General features: G+C 63.1%; 14 protein-coding genes. 10 read left to right on the forward strand and 4 right to left on the reverse strand.

Going from position 1 to position 20,048, the window contains the following annotated elements; genetic code table 11:
* Positions 1-97: 97 nt before the first annotated feature.
* From AAZU54_RS01865 to gnd, 3 genes are all read right to left on the reverse strand, one after another.
* Complete coding sequence (locus tag AAZU54_RS01865; protein WP_434726432.1) at positions 98-1,894, reverse strand: glycoside hydrolase family 15 protein; 1,797 nt, start codon at positions 1,892-1,894, stop codon at positions 98-100.
* 437 nt (positions 1,895-2,331) lie between these two features.
* On the reverse strand, positions 2,332-3,834 hold the full coding sequence (gene zwf / locus AAZU54_RS01870; protein ID WP_186557237.1) for a glucose-6-phosphate dehydrogenase: 1,503 nt from the start codon (positions 3,832-3,834) through the stop codon (positions 2,332-2,334).
* A complete protein-coding gene (gene gnd, locus AAZU54_RS01875; protein ID WP_186557238.1) occupies positions 3,831-4,814 on the reverse strand; it encodes a phosphogluconate dehydrogenase (NAD(+)-dependent, decarboxylating) in 984 nt (327 codons plus the stop codon). The genes zwf and gnd overlap by 4 nt, the downstream gene beginning before the upstream one ends.
* Before the next feature lie 199 nt (positions 4,815-5,013).
* Between gnd and AAZU54_RS01880 the strand changes: the two genes are divergently transcribed.
* The 5 genes from AAZU54_RS01880 to AAZU54_RS01900 all read left to right on the forward strand — a co-directional run bounded on the left by AAZU54_RS01880 (position 5,014) and on the right by AAZU54_RS01900 (position 10,044).
* Positions 5,014-5,181 (forward strand): DUF6026 family protein, encoded by a 168-nt coding sequence (locus AAZU54_RS01880; RefSeq protein WP_225915609.1) that lies wholly within the window; start codon positions 5,014-5,016, stop codon positions 5,179-5,181.
* A 141-nt stretch (positions 5,182-5,322) separates the two neighbouring features.
* Entirely contained in the window at positions 5,323-5,841 is a 519-nt protein-coding gene (locus tag AAZU54_RS01885) for a sigma-70 family RNA polymerase sigma factor (RefSeq protein ID WP_186557239.1), read from the forward strand.
* Positions 5,838-6,764, forward strand: coding sequence for a DUF4880 domain-containing protein (locus AAZU54_RS01890; RefSeq protein ID WP_405130181.1), 927 nt, complete (start codon positions 5,838-5,840; stop codon positions 6,762-6,764). The genes AAZU54_RS01885 and AAZU54_RS01890 overlap by 4 nt, the downstream gene beginning before the upstream one ends.
* Before the next feature lie 65 nt (positions 6,765-6,829).
* Positions 6,830-9,193: a TonB-dependent siderophore receptor gene (locus tag AAZU54_RS01895; RefSeq protein WP_434726433.1), complete on the forward strand. Its 2,364-nt coding sequence runs from the start codon at positions 6,830-6,832 to the stop codon at positions 9,191-9,193.
* 11 nt (positions 9,194-9,204) lie between these two features.
* A complete protein-coding gene (locus AAZU54_RS01900) occupies positions 9,205-10,044 on the forward strand; it encodes an alpha/beta hydrolase (protein WP_186557242.1) in 840 nt (279 codons plus the stop codon).
* Positions 10,045-10,050: 6 nt separating this feature from the next.
* Here the strand turns inward: AAZU54_RS01900 and tssM are convergent, their stop codons facing one another.
* The gene (gene tssM, locus AAZU54_RS01905; protein WP_434726434.1) at positions 10,051-13,716 is read right to left on the reverse strand and encodes a type VI secretion system membrane subunit TssM; all 3,666 of its coding nucleotides are present in this window, start codon (positions 13,714-13,716) and stop codon (positions 10,051-10,053) included.
* Between the two features lie 320 nt (positions 13,717-14,036).
* Here tssM and tssF point away from each other — a divergent pair, with 320 nt between their 5' ends.
* The 5 genes from tssF to AAZU54_RS01930 form a co-directional block, all read left to right on the forward strand.
* A complete protein-coding gene (gene tssF, locus AAZU54_RS01910) occupies positions 14,037-15,809 on the forward strand; it encodes a type VI secretion system baseplate subunit TssF (RefSeq protein WP_312153300.1) in 1,773 nt (590 codons plus the stop codon).
* Positions 15,810-15,823: 14 nt separating this feature from the next.
* The gene (icmH, locus tag AAZU54_RS01915) at positions 15,824-16,630 is read left to right on the forward strand and encodes a type IVB secretion system protein IcmH/DotU (protein WP_186557245.1); all 807 of its coding nucleotides are present in this window, start codon (positions 15,824-15,826) and stop codon (positions 16,628-16,630) included.
* 29 nt (positions 16,631-16,659) lie between these two features.
* Positions 16,660-16,923: a PAAR domain-containing protein gene (locus AAZU54_RS01920; protein WP_186557246.1), complete on the forward strand. Its 264-nt coding sequence runs from the start codon at positions 16,660-16,662 to the stop codon at positions 16,921-16,923.
* 166 nt (positions 16,924-17,089) lie between these two features.
* Complete coding sequence (locus AAZU54_RS01925; RefSeq protein WP_434726435.1) at positions 17,090-19,843, forward strand: type VI secretion system Vgr family protein; 2,754 nt, start codon at positions 17,090-17,092, stop codon at positions 19,841-19,843.
* Positions 19,840-20,048 (forward strand): hypothetical protein (locus AAZU54_RS01930; RefSeq protein ID WP_434726436.1); only part of this gene is annotated, 209 nt, incomplete at its 3' end. The genes AAZU54_RS01925 and AAZU54_RS01930, both read left to right, overlap by 4 nt.

The raw sequence follows: 20,048 nt of genomic DNA on the forward strand, positions 1-20,048 counted from the left end.
ACCCGACGCATCACACGGAGCAAAATAACATATGTGACGTTATGCGTCACATACTATTCAGAGGCCCAAGCGCACCATTGGATTGACCAGGCTCAAATCAACCACAGCGAGCCCGATCGCGCGCCGGACACTGCGCCCGGTGCACATTCAGCGCGGTATTGATGATGCCGATATGGCTGAACGCCTGAGGGAAATTGCCCAGCATGCGCTTGCCGGCCGGATCGTATTGCTCGGCCAGTAAACCCACGTCATTGCACAAGCCAAGCAAACGCTCATACAGCGCCTGGGCTTGCTCCTGGCGGCCAAGCAATACATAGACATCCGCCAGCCAGAACGAACAGACCAGGAACGTGCCCTCCCCTGGGGTCAGCCCATCGCTGCAGCTGTCGCTGTCATAGCGCAGCAACAGCTCGTTTCTCAGCAGGCGTTTTTCGATCTGATCAAGCGTGCGCAGAAAGCGCGGATCGTCCGCAGGCAAAAAACCGGTCAAGGCGATTTGCAGCAGACTGGCATCCAGCTCGCTGGAGCCGTACGCCTGCACGAAGAACTCGCCCTTGCCATCCAGCCCGCGCGCGCAGACTTCGCGGTGGATCTCATCGGCCACCTGGCGATAATGCCGGCCGCGTTCGCGGTCCTCCTCGGTGGTGTCGGCCAGCCCCGCAGCGCGATCGAATGCCACCCAGGCCATGACCTTGGAGTGCACGAAATGCTGCGGCCCGCCGCGCACTTCCCAGATGCCTTCATCGGGCTCGCGCCAGATACGCTCCACGTAGGGCAGTATCAGGCGGGCAATCGCGGCGCTACGTGGGTGGCGTGGCAAGCCGCCCTTGATCGCCTGGGTCATGGCGTCGGCCACTTCGCCGTAGATATCCAACTGGCGCTGCTGCGACGCGGCATTGCCCACGCGCACCGGCTGGGAGTGCTCGTAGCCAGGCAGCCACGGCAGGGTGTATTCCTGCAGATCGCGCTCCCCGGCCAGGCCATACATGATCTGCATCTGCTCGGGGTTGCCAGCTACCGAGCGCAGCAACCATTCGCGCCAGGCCTGGGCTTCGTCGAAGTAGCCCAGGTTCATGAAAGCGAGCAAGGTCATGGTGGCGTCGCGTAGCCAGCAGTAGCGATAGTCCCAATTGCGCTCGCCAGCGATGCGCTCGGGTAGCGAGGTGGTCACGGCGGCGACGATGCCGCCGGTTGGCGCGTAGGTCATGGCCTTGAGGGTCAGCAGCGAACGGCGCACATGGGCAGTGTGGGGGCCGACGTCCGGGCAACGGTCGGCGAATGTTTGCCATTGGGTGAGGGTGTGTTCGAGGGCGTTGTCAATGTCGCATCCGGGCTGCACCGGCAGGTGCGAAGGCTGGTGGCGCAGGCTGAAGCTGTGCCGTTCGCCGGCGCACACGCGCAAGCGGGCCACGGTGTGGTGGTCGCGGGCGTGGGTGGTTACGGTGCTGCAAAGGACCAGTCGGTTCGGGCCGGCGACGGCGCTCAAGGTCAGCGGGTCGAGTTTTTCTACCCAGGGCACACTGCGGCCGTAGTCGAAACGCAGGACCAGGTCCATTTCGAAATTGACTTCGCCGGCGAGGCCTTCGACGATGCGGATCAGCGCGTTGCTTTCGTCCAAGGGCATGAAATCGAGCACCCGGGCGCGACCGCTGGCGGTGCTGTAGGTGGTTTCCAGCACCAGGGTATCGCCCAGGTAGCGACGGCTGGAGTGCTCGACCGGATCGCAGGGGGCCAAGCGCCAGCGGCCGTATTCTTCGTTGCCCAGCAGCGCGGCGAACACGGCCGGGGCGTCGAAGCGCGGCAGGCACAGCCAGTCCAGCGAGCCATCGCGGCTGACGAGCGCGGCGCTGCGGCAGTTGCCCAGCAGGGCGTAGTCTTCGATCGGTGCTGGCATGGGGGCTCCTTGCGGGTCTTGATACTTGATCTGGGTTGTTCGTGGTCTCTAGGTTGGTCTGCCAGTAGGGTGGTGAAAGTTCCGGCCATTTCGCGGGCAAGCCCGCTCCCACAGGGATCGCGCTGACTGCATGACGGCGTCGCGCCTGGGGAAACGCTATGCGTCGCAGCGGCGGGTTGGTCTGCCAGTCGGGTGGTGGACGTTCCGGCCTCTTCGCGGGCAAGCCCGGTCCCACAGGGATCGCGCTGACTGCATGACGGCGTCGTGCCTGGGGAAACGCTATGCGTCGCAGCGGCGGGTTGGTCTGCCAGTCGGGTGGTGGACGTTCCGCCCTCTTCGCGGGCAAGCGTGCACAGGTACCGCGCCGATCCTGAAAGCGGCGCTATCCCTGTGGGAGCGGGCTTGCCCGCGAAGAGGGCGACACCGATGCACAGCCATCAGCCCAGGGTATGCCACTCGCGCTTGTCGCGGCTGAGCAGCTCGTTGCCGGCATCAGGGCCATCTTCACCTGCTGGGTACGGGTGCACTTCGCTTTCACTGGCCCAGGCATCCAAAAACGGCTGCACCGCACGCCAGCCGTTCTCGATATTGTCCGCGCGCTGGAACAAGGTCTGATCACCGGTCAGGCAGTCGTAGATCAAGGTCTCGTAACCAGTGGCCGGGGTCATCTTGAAGAAGTCTTTGTAGGCAAAACCCAACTCGACATTCTCCATCACCAACTCCGGCCCAGGGCGCTTGGCCTGCAAGTCGAACCACATCCCTTCGTTGGGCTGAATCTGGATCTTCAAGTAGTTGGGCTTGGGCCGCTCCAGTTCCGACTCCCGAAACTGCGCATACGGCGCGGGCTTGAAGCAGATGGCGATTTCGGTGTCGCGCACGCTCATGCGCTTGCCGGTACGCAAATAGAACGGCACACCGGCCCAGCGCCAGTTGTCGATCATCACCTTGAGGGCAACGTAGGTTTCGGTCTGGCTGTCCTTGCTGACGTTCGCCTCTTGGCGATAGCCCGGCACCCGCTTGCGGCCTTGCTTGCCGGCGCTGTACTGGCCGCGCACGGAGTTTTTCAGGGCCATTTTCTGCGACCACGGGCGGATGGCGCCGATCACCTTGGCCTTCTCGCCGCGCACGGCATCTGCGCCGAACGCCGCCGGCGGCTCCATGGCGACCATCGCCAGCAGCTGGAACAAGTGGTTGGGCACCATGTCGCGCAACGCCCCGGTGTTGTCGTAGAAGGCGCCGCGGGTCTCGACGCCGACGGTTTCGGCGGCAGTAATCTGCACATGGTCGATGTAGTGGTTGTTCCAGAACGACTCGAACAGGCCGTTGGAGAAACGGCTGACGAGAATGTTCTGCACCGTCTCTTTGCCCAGGTAATGGTCGATGCGGTAGATCTGCCGCTCGCTCATCACTTTCAGCAGGCAGGCGTTAAGCGCCTCGGCGCTGGCCAGGTCGGTGCCAAACGGCTTTTCCACCACCACCCGGCGAAAGCCACCCGCCGATTCGTCGAGCAGGCCGGCAGCGCCCAAGCGCTGGGCCACTTCCGGGAAGAAGCGTGGCGAGGTGGCAAGGTAGAAAATCGCGTTGCCGTGGCTTGTCTTGTCAATGCGTTTGGCCAGCGCCTGGTAGGTGGCTGGGTCGAGAAAATCGCCAGTCTGGTAGTCCATGCGCTTGGCCAGGCGAGCCCAGACCTTGTCATCCAGGCACGTGGCGGCCCCTTCGCCCTTGTCGCGCTCGACCATGAAACTATGCAAGCGCTCGGCGAACTCCGTGGCGGTGGCGGCGTTGTGATCGACCCCGACGATGCGCAGATTGCGATCGAGCAGACCATCGCGGCTCAGGTTGTACAGGGCCGGCGTCAGCAGGCGCTTGACCAAGTCGCCATTGGCGCCAAACAAGAACAACGTGCAGGGCGGCGCGGCGGGGATCTTCTGTTGGCTCATCCGCGTTTCTTCTCGACGTGGCCACCAAAGCCCAGGCGCATGGCCGAGAGCACTTTATCGCCGAAGGTGCCCTGTTGCTGACGCGAGCGAAAACGCGCGAACAGTGCACTGGACAGCACCGGCACCGGCACCGCCTGCTCGACCGCAGCATCGATGGTCCAGCGCCCTTCCCCGCTGTCGGACACCGAACCGCTGAACTCAGACAACGCAGGGTCAGCGACCAGGGCATCGGCAGTCAGGTCCAGCAGCCAAGAGGTGACCACGCTGCCACGGCGCCACACTTCGGCGATCTCGGCCACGTTCAAGTCAAAGCGCTGGGCTTCGGGCAACTCAGGGCCGCCCTTGCTGCGCAGCAGGTCGAAACCTTCGGCATAGGCCTGCATCAGGCCGTATTCGATGCCGTTGTGGATCATCTTCACGTAGTGCCCGGCACCGGGAGGGCCTGCGTGGATATAGCCATGCTCGGCGCGCTCATGCTCACCGCTGCGGCCTTGGGTACGCGGGATATCGCCGACCCCTGGAGCGAGGGTTTTGAACAGCGGTTCAAGGCGCTCGAACACCGCTTGCTCGCCGCCAATCATCATGCAATAACCGCGCTCCAGGCCCCAGACGCCACCGGAGGTGCCAACGTCCAGGTAATGCAGGCCACGCTTGGCCAGCTCGGCAGCGCGGCGCATATCGTCCTTGTAGAAGGTATTGCCGCCGTCGATGATCGCATCGCCCGGCTCAAGCAACTCAGCCAATTGGGCGATGGTCTGCTCGGTGGGCTCGCCGGCCGGCAGCATCACCCATACCGCGCGCGGCGCCTTGAGTTTCTGGATCAGCGCGCCGAGGTCGTGCGCACCTTGGGCGCCCTCGGCTTCCAAGGTAGTGACCGCTTCGCGGTTGCGGTCATGGACCACGGTACGATGCCCTGCACGCATCAGCCGTCTTGCGATATTGCCGCCCATGCGGCCCAGCCCGACGATTCCCAGTTGCATGTGCTGACGCTCCCCTAAGAAATGGATGACAAGGCGGTTCAGGTTTTCAGATTAGTCCAGCACTTCGCCCGAGGGTTCAGCGACGAACGGCGTGACAACGATAAACAAAAAAGTTCCCAAGGCCGCAGAAAGAATTCAGAATGCGCGCCGCGCGAGCGTCTACGCTTACAAATGTCACTAGCCAATTGCGAGGTGTGCAATGGGTACCTTGATGCCAGCTACTCCCGTCCAGACCCTTTATGTCTCCGTACGTCGTGATGAACTGCGCCGTCTGAAGGAAGAGCGTGACCAATTGCAGCGCCAGGTTGCGCAGTTGAGCCTGCTGCTCGAACAGAGCCGCAGTGAAGGTAAAGCTGTCAGCGTCTGATTGACCCCTCCTCCAGTGGGAGCTGATCCGGCTCCCACGTTGCCTCCCCTGCCCTGTAAAAACAGTTGAACTGGGAACGATTCGCGTTTATGGTGCGCGCTTTCGTGATTCCCTCTTCTATTGTCTGCCCCGGGGCGTTCCATGTCGCTGCCTGAAACGGATTCGATCATCCCGCTCGAGGTCTTGTACGGCACCCACCGCGGGTGGCTACACGGCTGGCTGCGCCGTTCACTGGGCTGCTCGCAGCAAGCGGCGGACCTGGCCCAGGACACCTTCGTGCGCCTGCTGGTACGTAACCAGCCGATCAGCGACCGTGCGCCGAAAGCACTGCTGGCGCGCATCGCCCGCGGCCTGGTGATCGACCACTGGCGCCGCGATGCGCTGGAGCGCGCCTACCTGCAAGCGCTGGCCCTGGTGCCCGAGGCCAACTACCCCTCGCCTGAAGTACGCCACGAGGCGCTGCTGTGCCTGGAACGCATCGCGCAGATGCTCGACGGGCTCAAGCCTGTAGTGCGCGAAGCCTTCCTGCTCTATCAACTGGGCGGCCTGACCCACGCCCAGGTCGCCGAACAACTGGCCATCTCCAGCCGCACTGCCGAGCGTCACGTCGCCAATGCCCTGCTGCATTGTTATCGGGTGTGCTTCGAGGAGGCGCCATGAGCGCCAGCGCCGAGCGCATACCCGAAGCCATTGTGTGCAAGGCCATCGAATGGCAAATGCGCCTGCGCGAGCATCCCGACAGCCACGAGCTGCACGCCCAGCTCCAGGCCTGGCGCCTGCGCGATGGCCGTCATGAACTGGCCTGGCAGCGCATGCGTCAGTTAAGCGGGCATTTCAATGCCAGCCAATTACCCGATGCCGCCCAAACCAACGCATTGCTACGCCGCGCCGAGACTGACCTGGGCCGACGACGCATGCTCAAGCTGCTCGGCGTCGGCGCAGCGCTGGGCGCCAGCACCCTGCTGGTGAGCAAGGCACCACCGGGCTGGCGTAGCGATTTCGCCACGGCCACCGGCGAGCGCCGTCAGCTGGCACTGGCCAGTGACCTGCAGGTGATGCTCAACACCAACAGCGCAGTCGATGTGCACAGCCATGCGCTGACGTTGCGGGCCGGCGAAGTCTTGCTCGACGGCGCCGATTGGCGCGCCCACTGCCGCTATGCGCTGTGTGACGGCAAGCAGGCACGGGCGGTACTGCGCGAACAGCAAGGCTACAGCGAACTGCACGTCGAACGCGGTGAAGTGCTGGTGCGCGCCAGCAGCGGCATGCGCAGCGTCCAGGCCGGCACCGGCCTGGCCATCGACGCCCAGGGCATGCGTGCCTTGGCGCCGGGGCCACTCGACCCGTTCGCCTGGAGCCGTGGCCTGCTGATGGTCAGCGATATCCGCCTGGGCGATTTGCTCGCCGAAGCCGGCCGCTACCGTCACGGCTGGTTAGGCTGCGATGCGGCGGTGGCGGATCTGCGCTTGTCCGGGGTGTTCCGCCTGGATGAACCGGCGCTGATGCTGCGCAACATCACCCACCTGTTGCCGGTGCGCATCGTCGAGCGCAGCCGCTGGTGGGTGCGAGTTGTCCCGGCATAAAAAAACTGTCGGACTTTTACGCCTCATCCGGTTAGGGATGATCACTTCCTGAACGGACCCTTTTCATGTTGCCCGCCCGCCGCTCCCCCAAACCCCTAGCGCCCTTCCCCAGCCGCACCCTGCCACGTGCCATCTGCCTGGCGCTGAGCCTGTTCGCAGGTTCCGCCCTGGCCCAAGCGCAAAGCGCCCCGAGCATTGCTGCCGGGCCGCTGGATCAAGCACTGAGCACCTTCGCCGAGCGTGCGGGCATCACCTTGTCGTTTGCACCAGAGGCTGTGCGTGGGTTGAACAGCCCAGGCCTGGCGGGCGGCGGCTCGCTGGAGGATGGCCTGAGCCATCTGCTCAGCGGCAGCGGCCTGGCCGCGCACAAGACCGCCGCTGGCTACGTGGTGCTGCCTGCACCGAGCGATTCGGGCGTGCAACTGGAGCCGACCACTATCGACGCTAAAGGCACGCAGAGCGCCTTTGCCCCAGTCGACGGCTACTTCGCCAGCAATGCCAGCAGCGCCACCAAGACCGACCGCCCGATCCTGGAAACCGCGCAAAGCATCAGCGTGGTAACCGCCGAACAGATTGCCGACCGCAAGGTCGACCGGGTCGAAGACGCCGTGGCCTATACCGCTGGCGTGCGGGTCGGCAGCTCTGGGTTGGACCCACGCTTTGACATGATCAGCGTGCGCGGCTTTGAGACCACCATGACCGCCGACTTCCTCGACGGACTGCGCCAACCGGGCAGTGGCTGGCTGTCGCTGTACCAGACCGAGGCCTACAACCTTGAGCGCATCGAAGTGCTCAAGGGCCCCTCATCGGTGCTCTACGGCCAGATCAGCCCAGGCGGCATGGTCAACCGGGTGAGCAAGCGCCCGAGCCTGCTGGCCAAGAACGAAGTGCAGATCCAGTCGGGCAACTACAACCATCAACAGGGCCAGTTCGATATCGGCGGGCGCCTGGATGAGCAAGGTGACCTGCTGTTTCGCGTGGTCGGTGTCTATCGCGACGCGGAAAACTACATCGAACAGCTGAACAACGACGTGCGCCTGATCGCGCCCTCGCTGACCTGGCAGATCGACCCCGACACCCGCCTCACCGTGCTGGCGCAATACCAAGAGAGGGAAACCGCCGCCTCGCCGATGCTCTATCAGCAGGGCGATCACCTGACCAACTTCTGGCAGGGCGATGAGTACTTCGACAAACTCGAACAGCGCCAGTGGACCCTGGGCTACGAGTTCGAGCACGTCTTCAACGATACTTTCACCTTCCAGCAGAACCTGCGCTACGGCCAGGTCGATACCACCAACCAGTACCTGCAGCCATACCAGGAGCGCGGCACCGTACTCGACCGCTACGCGGTGGGGGTCTACGAAGAGCTGAGCTCGTTGTCGACCGACACCCGCCTGGTCAGCCACTTCGCCACCGGCGACTGGCAGCACACCCTGGTCAGCGGCTGGGATTACGCCCTGGTCGACACCAAGCTGTTCTATGCCATGGGGCCGGCGCCGTCGATTGACCGTTTCGCTCCCAACTATCACCAACCGGTGGCGCGCCCAAGCGATGCGCTGGCCGACGAGGATGGCCTGGAGCACCGCAGCGGCCTGTACCTGCAAGACCAGATCGAGATCGATCGCTGGCGCCTGTCGGCCGGCCTGCGCCGCGACTGGGTCAACGTGCGCCGCAGCAACAACCTGGTCGCCGACAACAGCGCCAACCGCAACGACAACGACTCGGCCACCACCGGCTCGCTCGGCGTGCTCTATCTGTTCGACAACGGCGTGGCGCCCTACGCCAGCTACGCCACCTCGTTCCTGCCGCAAAGCAGCAGCCAGCCCGATGGCAGCCCGTACAAGGCGACCGAGGGCGAGCAGTACGAAGTGGGCGTGAAGTATCAGCCACCGGGCAGCGCAACGATGCTCACCGCCTCGCTCTATCACCTGACCCAGCAGAACGTGCTCAACCGCGACCTGTCCGACCCCACCCGCAGCATCGCCACCGGCGAGCAAGTTTCGCGTGGTCTTGAGCTGGAAGCGGTGTCCGACCTCACCGAGCGCTTGAAGATGACCGCCAGCTACAGCTTCAACGACGCTGAAGTGACCAAGAGCACCGACGGCAACGAGGGTAAAGAGCCGTTGAACGTGCCACGTCACCTGGCCTCGCTGTGGCTCGACTACCGCCTGCCGCTGGGCTTTGGCGTGGGGGGCGGTGCGCGTTACACCGGCAGCAACTATGGCGATGCGCAGAACACCGTGAAAAACGAAGGCTACACCTTGGTCGATGCCGGCGTGCACTACGACTTCGGCGGCGGCCTGGACGGCGTACGCCTGGCGTTCAACGCGCGCAACCTGTTCGACAAGCGCTACATCAATTGCCAGCAAGGCTACTGCTACCGCGGTGAAGCGCGCAGCCTGGTCACCAGCCTCAGCTATCGCTGGTAAGGAGCACACGCATGTTTGCCAGACTGTTTCTATTCATAGGTACATTGCTGTTGGCCAGCCTGTCGCTGGCCCAGGCAGATCCGGTCAGCCTGGACGGCAGCGAGCAGTGGACGATGAAAAGCGCCGAAGGCCGCGAGTACCGCATCATGATCAGCCTGCCCGAGGGCGATGTGCCTTGGACGGGGGGGTATCCGGTGATCTACCTGTTGGACGGCAATGCCTACTTCCCCGCCTTCCATGCCGCCAAACGCGCGCAGGACAGGTTGCGCGGCGCGATCCTGGTCGCCATTGGCTACCCCAGCGATACCCCGCTGGACTTCGAGCGCCGCGCCTTCGACCTGTCGCCACCGCAACCGCCTGAGCGCAACGTGCCGCCCCAGGGCGGCCAGGATCTGTTTCTCGACTTCATCGAACAGCGCCTGATGCCCAAGGTCAACGCACGCTTCAAGGTCGACCAGGATCAACGTAGCCTGGTCGGGCATTCGTTTGGCGGGATGTTCGGCGTGTACACCCTGTTCACCCGGCCGCAGCTGTTCCAGCACGTGGTGGCGGTGAGCCCCAGCCTGTGGTGGCGCGATCGCTACCTGATGGCGCACGAGCGCACCTTCACCCAGCGCGCCCAGGCCGGGCAGATCGACCTGACCCATAGCAGCCTGAGCTTGCTGATGGGCGAGCGCGAGATGCCCCAAGAGATCCAGGACGCGCGCTCGCTGCAACTGAGGCTCGAGCAGCTCTCGCAGTACGGGCTGCGCAGTGATTTTCAGGTCGAGCCGGGCGAAGATCACATGTCGATGCCATTCCGCGTCGCAGCCAGGGTGCTGGATGAGTTGCTCAGTACCCGGCGTTTTTGACTCTAGCTACTGCACCCAGGCAGCCGCCTGCTGCTCCACCACGCTTGGCTGCAGCAGAGCCCGTGGCAGGGAGAACCCCTTGAACGGCTGCTGGGTGATCGGGTTGAAGGTTTTTTCCGAACTCAGCTTGTAACGCATCATGCCATCCCCGGTCCTGAAGCTCAGGTCGACACTGGTCGCAGTGCGGCCATTGAGCGCGCCGCGGCTGAGCAGGCGGAACATCGCCCAAGGCCCACGGTACTCCAGGCTGCTGGTGGTGCCATTGCGCCTGAGCAGGGTCAGGTTGCTGCGCATCGGGCTACCTTTGTTCGGCCAGATCACCCCACTGATGAACGGGGGACCATGGGTGTAGGAAACCGTCTGCCCGTCCAGGTCCAACAGGCTGGTGCGCTGGTTTGGGCTCAAGCCCAAGGGTTCGATGTTGAACTGCACACTGAGATTGCCGCTGGCGTCGAAGAAGGTTTCGCGGATGCGCTCAGCCGCCGCTAGCTGCTCGATCACCTCCCGCCGGACCAATTGATTGCGCTGCTCGCCGCCGTGCAGCGCGTCGGGTATGTCCTTGAGGAAGACGTCCAGATACTGCGCCTGGAACGTCTGCAAGCGGCCTTTGGGGCCAAAGAACGCCTCGAAGTCTTCCAGTGCTGCATCCTCGGCACGCACCCGGAACGGATAGCGACCCGCCAGGCGCGCCTGAAAAAAGCTGTAGACATCCACCTGCCAACGTTTCTCCAGCTCACGCAGGGCCGCCACCGTCAGCACTTGTGCAGTGTGCTCGGCCAGGTCGCGAACCTGCTGATTGAGCGGCTCGGACAGGCCGCTGGCAATGCGCTGCACATTGGCAATCGGGTCGGGCTCAGTCTGGGTAAAGCGTGATGTCACCAGGGCCAGCGCCGCCTTGCCGCGGTTGGGGCTGTCCTGCACTGACTTGGCGTAGTCCTGCATGGCGCTGATCGCCTTGATCGTTTCGTCGTAGTAGCTAGGTTTGTCGCCCTCTCCAGCCAGCATCCCAGACAAGCCATTGAAGGCGCGTCGGATGCCCTGGGCCTGGAGCTGCGCCGCAGCGTGTTGAGCAGCGCCCTGCTCGTCAATGCCAGCCGCCACCGCGACTTGAGGGTAGATGACCGACTGCTCGCGAACCGCTTCAAGCAGACGGCGCATGGGCGCTGCCGGCCCAGTGATGTGCTCCAGCACGGTCAAGGCCTGGCTCAGATCGGCAAACGGTTGGACACTCAGCTGATTCAGCGCTCGTCGCCAGGTATCGATGTAATCGGCGCTGTATAGCGCCCGCAAGCGGTCGAGCAAGGCCTGCCGATCATGCTCTGAGTAATCGAGCGCAGCCCGCTCACCGAGCACCCATTGATCGATCATCGCCAGCTCAGTGACGGCTTTGCTACGCGGTTCGAAAAACTGCTTGAAGCCATTGGCCGTCATCAAGGCCGGCACAATCAGGGCGTCGTCGCCATCGCTGTCGCCAGCTTGCGGCAGCTGGAAGACAAGATCGAAGGCTGGCCCCACCTGGTTGCGCAGGTCGAACGCGCCATGCAAGTGCTCTTGGGCATCCTGCTTGAGCATCAGGTACAACCGCTGCTCCAGGGGCAACTTGCGCAGCTGTTGCTGCGCCTCGCTGATCAGCGGGTCGTTGGCTGGCAAGTCGGCGTCGGCGTAGCTCAAGCCGTATTCAAGGTGGCGCATCAACGCCGCCTGCACCGCGCGCTCGCCAGGGTAAGCCTGCTGCCAGCGCTTGGCCATCCACTCCTGCACCACCTGCGCACGACGATTGTTGCGCTCTTCGAGCATCCGATAGACGCGCAGCGCTGCCAGCTGCTCGTCGCTGCCGGGGGCGGCTTGGCGAATCGTCTCAAGCACGCCCTTGGCCAAGGCCGGGAGAAAACGCCGCGATAACACATTCAGGTAGGCGTGATCGACCATCGGCCCGATAGCACGCCCTTGGTACAGCCCCAGGTTAGCCAGCGGCCACGCCTCGCGGTAATTGCCATAGACCGCCAATGCGCCGTGGATTTCGTCGAGCGAGGCGAGCAAATTGCGTCCGGTAGGGTCAAGGCTCTGCTCATCGTCGAGCTGACTGAACAGCTGGCTTCTGGCCAGGACTTGGTCGGTCTTGACGCGGTTGTCCAGGTAATAATTGGCCCAGGCTGCGGTCAAGCACAGCCCTAGCACGCCAGCGGCGATCGAGCCTGCCAGCAAGTGACGGCGCTTGCGCAGCGCCACCTTCATGTTATCGCCGGCCAGGCCTGCTTCGGGGTAGATGACCCGCTGCAACAGGTGCTGCGCAAAATACACCACCGAGCGACCTTGCGGCTTGGCAGCGTTAGCCAACTCGACAAAGCCATAAGTGCGCGCGGCCTTGCCCAGAAAGGCGTTGGACAGCACCCCTTGCTGGTACACCGACGACAGGTATAGCCCACGCACCAAGGCCGGTGTGCTGTAGCGATCACTGCCGAGCACATCGCGCAGAAAACTCAGCAGCAGCGGCTGCAAGCCGCTGACCTGGCGCGTCAGGCACAGCAGCATTTCACGTTCCTGCTGCGCGCGCGGCTCACCCATGGCCTGCAGCACCCGCTCGTTGAGCAGCGTAACCATCTGCGCATAGGCCTTGGCCAACTCCTCCAACCAAGTGTCGAACGCATGCACGGCATCGAGGCTGAAGGTAAAACCGAAAATCTCCTCACGCTGCGCAGCGGGCAGACCGGCGAATAGCTCTTCGAAGCCTTCGAGCAAGTCAAATTTGCTCAACACCACATACAGTGGCAGGCGTACGCCCAATTCTGCACTGAGCTCGAACAACCGTGCCCGGAGCACGAACGCCAGGGCACGACGCTGCTCGGGCGTACCTTCAAGCAATGCCACCACATCGACCAGCAACACGATGCCATTGAGCGGCTGACGACTGCGATTGCACGCCAGCCAGCCGAGCAAATGCTGCCACAGGCGCTTTTCGGCTTGCGCCGGCAGGCCCAGCCCGGACTGCTCGTGCAGCACACCCGCAGGCGGCGGCCCCACGGATAGGTGCTCATCATCGTCGCCAGCGGCACTAGCAAGCGCTGGCGCGGCAACCTGGCGCTCGGGTTGGCTGATGAACTCGCCCGGCGGGTCGATCATCACCGCCTGCTCGCCCATCCACCAATCGATCGGATAGGCCAGGTCAGGATCGCTCGGCTGCGCTTGTCGCGTTACCCGGCTCAGGGCGAAGTTCTGACTGGAGCGCTCGATGAAGCTGGACTTGCCGGCATGTTGCTCACCCAGCACCAGGTACCACGGCATACGGTACAGGTAGCCACGCTCATGACTGTGGCTACGCAAGGTCGCCAGGCTGGCATCGAGCGCGCGCGTCTGGGCCTGCAGATGAACCAGGCAAGGGTCTTCAAGGCGCTCGGTGTGCTGTTGGCGCTCACCCAGCAGTTGCCGATTGCGCCAAAACAGCCACACGGCCCAGAGCGACAACGGCATCGCCAACACCAGCGTGCTGGCCGCTACCCGCATTGCCAGGGGCGCCAGTGGTTGCCGCTCACCCCAGCTCCAGTCCGGCCCTAGCCACCAGATCGCAACCAGCAGTGCCACGACCAGCGCAGCCAGCAGCCACACGGTTAGCAGCGCGAGATGAGGCTGGAACTTTGCCCAACCGCGCAACAGAACATCCTTGCCCCGATTCATTATTAGACGCGTCCTCTACTTCACTCTGACAACTCACCGCCGCGTCATTTAATTAGCGACGCCAGGCGTTCTATCGAAAAACCAACGCACAGTAACAGCAGATAAAAAACCTTGGCAAGCAACGACAAAAAAACATATTCCCTTACATATTGATAACAGCCACAGCGTAAATGGGCGAGTAGCATCAAACGCTATTTAACTGCCAGCCCATACAAAAAGTAAGAAACTTCCTACAAGTTACCCAGCAATGTAAAACCCTAGTTCCATTATGCATACCCATTGAACTTGCCATTTATCAAGCCGCCGCAACGAGCACGCCCATGACTTTCAAAAGCGACTATCAATCCGAGCTGGCTTTTCTTCGAGCGCTGGCGCATGACTTCGCTCAGGACGACCCCAGGCTCGCCCAGTTTCTGGATAACGAATCAGGCGATGAAAGCATCGAGCGGCTCTTCGAAGGCTTCGCGTTCCTGACCACCCAGTTGCGGCGCAAGCTCGATGACGACCTGCCAGAAACCACCCACCCACTGCTGCAGGTGCTCTGGCCCAATTACCTGCGGCCCGTGCCTAGCCTGACCTTGGTGCGATTCGAACCTATCGCCAAGGCCATCAGCGAACGTCAACCCATCGCCAAGGGCACTCGATTGTTCTCATCCCAGGTTGAGGGCGTGTCATGTGAGTTTCGCACCTGCACGCAGGTGGCGATCCACCCCCTGCAACTAACAGCCGTCACTACCGAACACCGGCCTGACAGTTCAATCCTGCGCATCGAGTTGCAATCACTGACTGAGCTGGCGCTCAAGCATTCAGGCTGCGACAACTTCAGCGTGCAACTGATCGGTGAGCCGATCGCTGCACAAACGCTCTATCTTTGGCTTAGTCAGCACCTACGGCGCATCAGTATCGTCATCAATGACAAGATCCTCAGCCTGCCGCCGAACATCATCGACTTCCCAGGCTTTACGCCAGAGGAGGCACTATTACCCAGCCCTCGGGCAGAGCTGGATGGCTATCGCCTACTGCAGGAGTACTTTCATTTCCCGCAGCGCTTCTGGGCATTCAGATTAAATGAGCTGGCTGCCTATCTACCGGATTACCCAACTGAGCAGGTCAGTTTCCAATTTACATTCCATAAACCCTTACCCGCAGGCTGTGATCTGCGCCTAGAAGATCTGGCCCTGTACTGCACACCCGCGATCAATCAATTCCAACATACCGTCGACGCCACCCCCCTCGACGGCCAGGACAGCTCGATGCTGTTGCAGCCGCCCGGGGTAAACCAGACCCCAGGCGAGGTATTTTGCGTCGACCGGGTTAGCGCATGCCGCTACGAAAATGACCAGGGCCAAACGAAAAAACAGTGGCTGTACGATCTACAGCCATTCGAAAGCCTCGACCACCCCGCGGCACTGGCTGAGGAGGAGGCCCGCCCCTACTACCAGGAAGTCGTCGAGCTCATCCCGAGCAAGGATCAAAGCCAGCGAATCCTGCGCTTGCTCCAGCGTGACGGCAAAGCCTGGCGCGGCAACCGCGATGTCCTCAGTATTGAAATGACCTGCACCCACGGCCAGCTGCCCAGCCAGCTGGGCATCGGTGAGATCGATCGCCCCAGCCAATCCACCCCGGCTTTTGCCAACTTCAGCAATATCACCCGCCCGACCCAAAGCCTGCCGCCGCTCCTGGATGGCCAGCTGCACTGGCAATTACTGTCGAACCTGTCGCTCAACAGCCTGTCGCTGAACTGCGCCGAAGGCTTGCGCGCAGTGCTGGCCAGCTACGACTTTGCCGGCCTCACCGACCTGCCCAAACAGCGCGCCACCCGCGCCCGCCTGCAAGCCATCGAACAGGCCGACACGCGGCCGCTGGACTGGCTGTTCAAAGGTGTACCCGTGCGCGGCCTGAACACCACGCTGCGCGTCGATCCAAGCCCGTTCGACAGCGACGGCGAGCTGTACCTGTTCGGCAGCGTGCTGTCGTACTTCTTCACGCTTTACGCCAGCCCACAGTCGTTCCACAAGCTGGACATCATCAACACCCGTAGCAATGAGCACTACAGCTGGCCGGCCCGTGTTGGCCGACAAGTCACGCTCTGAAAAGGAGGCAACTGATGCAATCTCCACCGGCAGCGCCGAGCAACCGCTTCGAACACATCGAGCAGGCGAACACCGGCTGGCACGGCGGCCGACGCGCTCGCAGCCACGTCATCGACCGCATCGATTTCGAGCTGCGCGGCAGCAGCTACAACCCGCTGACCGATGCCAGCATGCCCCTGCTTGGGCTGGTGATACGGCTGCGCCACAGCCATAGCTTCGACGACATCGCCCAGTTGCATGGCGACGTCAAGCTTCAGATAACCGCCATCCTGCAAGAGCTTGGCCAGCTCCACTATGACCCAACCACCCTCTCGGCCTTCAGCTATTGCCTGTGCGTATTCGTCGATGAGGCGGTCCTGACCACCCCGTGGGGCCAGCAGTCGGTCTGGGGCAGTGATCCGATGCTCAGCTGCCTGCACAACGAAACCTGGGGTGGCGCCAAGTTCTTTGCCTTGCTCGACCGCATGCTGCTCGAGCCGAGCAAGTACGCCGATGTCCTGCTGTTCATGTACCTCTGTCTGTGCCTTGGCTACAAGGGCCAGTACGCCATCCAGGCCGATGGCAGCAACACCCTGCAAGCCTTGATCAGCCGCCTGCAGCACACCCTGCGAGCGCTGCGCGGACCGCTGCCTGAACAGCTGACCAAGCCGCTGGACAACCTCGCCCCACGCCATTACCGCATGAACCGGCAATGGCCCTGGTGGACACCTTGGGTGGTGCTCTGCGGCGTCTGCACGGCGGTGTACGGGGTGTTGTCCTGGCGGTTGCAGCGCAGCACCCAAGAAGTCTTGCAGGCCTTGAGTGACATCCTGGTCCGATAACCCCACTTCACTGCGTAGGAGAGTGCCCCATGAAAGCGATAGTGCGCCTGGGCGACAAGACCGATCACGGCGGCAGCGTGATCGAATCGATCCCCCACACCCATCTCAATGGCCGGCCAATGGCGGGCAAAGGCAACCTGGTGGCCTGCCCCTTGTGCAAGGGCAGCTTTCCCATCATCGAAGGTAGCCCCACCTATTCGGTCAATGGCACGCCGGTCGCCCTGGACGGCATGAAAACCGCCTGCGGCGCCTCGCTAATCGCCAGCAACAGCCAGGCCAGCGTGCACCGCTAGTCGCGGCAGCGGTCGCGATAGCCGCATTTAGAGAAATTTCCCACGCTCGCATCAGACCGGTCTGCTTTTGACCGAGAAGCGCTTCCTTGCACCATCGAGCCCAAACGGATGCCCTGCCCCTGCGGGGCTCATCCTGGCCCATGGATCGGCGATGCAGGAAGCCCGAATGCCCACACAGCAGGATGTGCGCTTTACCTTCAGTTGCGCGAACGACATCGCCTTCGATGTCGTCAGCTTCACGCTTAGCGAAGCGATCTCCGAGTGCTTTTCGTTGCAGATCGAACTGGTCAGCGACGACCCCGATATCGATTTTGCGCAACTGCTCGACCTGCCCGCCTGCCTGACCGTGTGGAGCCACGGCGAAGCAGTGCGCCATGTGCACGGCATCATCAGCCGCTTCGAGCAAGGCAGCAGCGGTCAGCGGCGCACCCGCTACAGCGCCGAAGTCGTTCCGCAACTGGCCCGCGCCCAGCTGCGCTCGGACTGGCAAGTGTTCCAGCACCGCAGCGTGACGCAGATCCTCGATGAGCAATTGCAGTCGCGCTACCGGCTCAGTGCCGAGCAACGCCTGACCTGCCCCCATCAACCGCGCGAGTACTGCGTCCAAGTGGGCGAGCTGGACCTGGACTTCTATCAACGCCTGGCCGCCGAAGAAGGCCTGCTGTCGGTCTTCCGGCACAGTGCCAGCGCGCATGCATTGATCTACACCGACCGAATCATGACCCTCGGCGCCATCGAAGGCGCGCCAGTGCTCTATCAGCCTAACCCCGGCGGCGACCAGCCGCAGCCGGCACTGCGCCGCTTCAGCTACCGCGAGCAGCTGCGCAGCAGCAGCCAGACCCAGCGCGACTACAGTTTCAAACACCCCCGCTACGACCAGCAGCACAGCGTCCAGGCCCAAGGCCTCGAACACCAGCACCCACGCTATGAACGCTATGACGCACCCGGGCGCTACAAGCGTGATGAAGCCGGCCTGCCCTTCACCCAGACCCGCCTCAAGGCGCTGCGCCGTGATGCGCGCACAGCCACGGTCATGGGCGACGATGCGCGGATTGTCCCTGGCCTTGCCTTCACCCTCACCGGCCACCCACGCGAGAGCCTGAACAGTGGCTGGCGCGCGGTGAGCATGCGGCATGAAGGCGTGCAACACACCAGCCTGGAGGAAGAAGCGGCAGGTGCCGAAGTCGGCACCCGCTACAGCTTCACCGCTGAGCTGATCCCCGACAGCGTCGACTGGAAAGCGCCGCTGCTGGCCAAGCCGCGCATCGACGGGCCACAGATCGCCCATGTGGTTGGCCCGAGCAACGAGGAGATCTTCTGCGACGAGCACGGTCGGGTGCGCTTGCAGTTTCCGTGGGACCGCCAAGGTCGCGAGGATGGCCATAGTTCCTGTTGGGTGCGGGTGGCTCAGCAGTGGGCTGGCGCCGGTTGGGGCCATATGGCGATTCCACGGGTGGGCCAGGAAGTGGTGGTGGCCTTTCTCGATGGCGATGGCGACCAGCCGCTGGTGATTGGCCGTAGCTACCATGCGGTCAACCGGCCGCCGTACAAGTTGCCCGATTTCAAGGCGCTGAGCCCGATCCGCAGCAAGGAGCACAAAGGCCAACGCCACAACGAGCTGCGCCTGGACGATACCGAAGGGCAAATCAGTGCCACGCTGATGAGCGACCACCAGGCCTCGGCCCTGCACCTGGGCTATCTGACCCACCCTCGCCCCCTGGGCGGTCAACCACGCGGCGAAGGTTTCGAGCTACGCAGCGATGGCCACGGCGTGGTACGCGCCGGCGCCGGATTGCTATTGACCACCGAGCCCCGGCGCAACGCCTGCGAGCACCAGACCGACCTGGCCGAAACCGCCGAACGCCTGGGCGTTGCCCAGCAGTACCACGAAACGTTCTACGCCCTCGCACGTGATCACCTGGCCCAAGAGGCAGGCGATCAGGATGACGTCGCCAAGGCCCTGCACGACCAGCATCAGGCCATCAACGGCAGTGGTGCCCGCACCGAACTGGACACCCCGCAACTGGTCATGGCCAGCCCGGCCGGCATCGCCACCTCAACGCCTGGGTCCACCCACATTGCCAGCGGCGAACACCTGGCCTTGAGCAGTGGCGGCCACACCAGCCTGGCCATCGGCAAGCGCCTGTTGGTCAGTGCCAGCCGGGGCATGCGCAGCTTCGTGCAGAGCCTTGGTTGGCGCCTGGTCGCCGCCTCCGGCGACATCGATATCCGCGCCCTGAAAGACAACATCAACCTGCTGGCCAAGCTCAAGGTCAGCGTCACGGCCGAGCGCATCACCCTCAGTGCCAAGGAAGAGCTGGTGATCCAGGCCGCCGGCAGCAGCACCACCTACAACGCTGGCGGCATCAGCCACGCCACCAGTGGGGTGTATAGCGCCCATGCCAGCGACTTCGTGTACCAGGGCGCGAAGAGTGAGGCGGCGGCGTTTCCAGAGGAACTCACGACGGGCAAAGGGAATTTGCAATTGTTTCAACGCTACGCCAACACGCACAGTTTCGAGGGCAGCACATACCGGGTCGAGGATGCGCTGGGCAAGGTATTCAAAGGCTCGCTCGACAACAAAGGGCATGCACAAATCGACGGTGTGGCACCAGGCCCTGCGAGCGTACTGTTTGGGCTAGACCAAACCGATGTGTGGACGACGCCAGGCTTTGTTGACGAACTCAATCGCCCTGCTCTGGCTGACCAGCTGCCGGTGGAAACGCCTAGGCTTGCTCAGCCCCTCATCAATGAAGTCGTGTCGATGAGCAAGGTCGCTGCGCTCACAACCACACCGAGCTTTGCCACAGCAGCACTGAGCAACGCAGTGCCATTGGCAGCAAAAACACGCCCCTCCACCACTAACACGGTACTCGGCCTTCTCCCAGCCGCCCGCTCGGCCACGGAGCACAGCCGATGAGCGCCGCCCCTTCAACTCACCGCGAAGTGGCGCTGGTCCCGGCCAACACCCTGCACCAGAGCGACGTCGACTTCAGCTTGAAGAAGCTCGACCAGTGGCTGCTGCGCATGACCAACGACACCGTCGGCTGGAACACCATCCACACCGTTGGCTCGGTCTTGCCAGGGGTTGGCGGCGTCTTTGCCGCCATCGATGCCATCGCAGA

This window comes from Pseudomonas sp. Je.1.5.c (assembly GCF_051129895.1).
Taxonomy (GTDB): Bacteria; Pseudomonadota; Gammaproteobacteria; order Pseudomonadales; family Pseudomonadaceae; genus Aquipseudomonas; species Aquipseudomonas urmiensis.